At 67.0% G+C, this 1,499-nt stretch carries 1 protein-coding gene; it reads left to right on the top strand.

Going from position 1 to position 1,499, the window contains the following annotated elements:
* Positions 1 to 697, top strand: a 697-nt coding sequence (locus E6G06_22425; GenBank protein ID TML84710.1) for a hypothetical protein, incomplete at its 5' end; no start/stop codon positions are given.
* Positions 698 to 1,499 lie beyond the last annotated feature (802 nt).

Consider the following 1,499-nt stretch of genomic DNA (forward strand, 5'->3'; position numbering starts at 1 on the left):
GGCCCCCTATGCCACCGCCCTGGCGAACGCGTGTGGCTACGCCACCAAGTATTCCGACGCCGGGAGCCAGTTCAACTCCTTGCCGAACTACATCGCACTCACCTCCGGTCGCGACGACACGCCGATTCAGAGCGACTGTGTGCCTTCGGCGACCTGTTCCACCACGGTGGACAACCTCTTCCGGCAGGTGCGCACTGCCGGGGGAACGGCCATCTCCTACGAGGAGTCGATGGGCTCGAACTGTCTTTTGGACAACTTCGATCTCTATCGGCCCAAGCACAATCCCGCGGCTTATTACGTGGGCGGTACGGATCGCGCGGCCTGCAACACCGACGATGTCGACTATGCAGCGTTTGACCCCGACCACCTCCCCACGCTCGCCTTCATCACCCCCAACCTCATCGACGACACCCACGACGGCACGGTTGCCCAGGGAGACGCGTGGGCCGCGACCAATGTCGAGGCCATCTTGAACGGCGCCGACTACCGTGCCGGGCGGACGGCGGTGCTGTGGCTCTGGGACGAGAACAGCTACAACCCCAACGTCATCGTCGCCCCGAGCGTGGCGCCGGGAACCGTGGTGACGAGGCCCGTGAGCCATTACGGCTCTCTTCGAGCGGTCGAAGAGATGCTTGGTCTTCCGCTGCTCGGCAACGCCGTTACTGCGACGAGCTTGCGGGGCGCGTTCGGGTTCTAGATGATGTGACCGTCCGCGAGCCGGGAGGGGGCTGCGATGCGTCCAGCAATGCAATGTGTCCGGGATGCTTGGTCGAGGTTGACCGTCGTGGCGGTGCTGGCTCTGGTGGTGACAGCCACACCTGCGGCTGCCGCTCCGAGATCCGACGTGGTGGTGTTGCCGGGAGCCACGGCGGCCGAGGGCATCGCCGGCGGCCCGGGCTCCACCTTCTTCGCCGGGGACCTGTTCACCGGAGACATCTTCCGGGGCGACCTGCAGCACGGCACCGCCGAGCTGTTCATCGACGCCCCCGACACCCGCCAGGCGGCGGGGATGAAGTTCGACCCGGCGAGCGGTCTGCTCTTCGTGGCCGGGCTGTTCACCGGGCAGGGCTACGTCTATGACACCGCCACCGGGTCGACCGTCGCCCTCTACCAGTTCGCAGATCCGGCTGACGGGCCGGTGATCAACGATGTGACGATCACCCGTGAGGGCGCCTGGTTCACCGACAGCACCCATCCGACGCTGTACTTCGTGCCGCTCGCGGGGGGCGTGCCCGGACCGTTCCGCGCACTCGCGCTCAGCGGCCCCGCCGCCGAGATCAACGGGCAGTTCAGCCTCAACGGCATCGCCGCCACCGCCGACGGCACCACGCTCGTGGTCGCGCACACGGGCAACGCCAGCCTCTACACCGTCGATCCCGCGACCGGAACCAGCGCGCTCATCGAAGGGGTGAGTGTCCCCAACGTCGATGGCATCCTGCTCAACGGGCGGCGCCTCTGGCCGGTGCAGAACTTCAGCAACCAGATCTCGGTGGTCCGCC

It is taken from the genome of Actinomycetota bacterium (assembly GCA_005888325.1).
Lineage (GTDB): Bacteria > Actinomycetota > Acidimicrobiia > Acidimicrobiales > AC-14 > AC-14.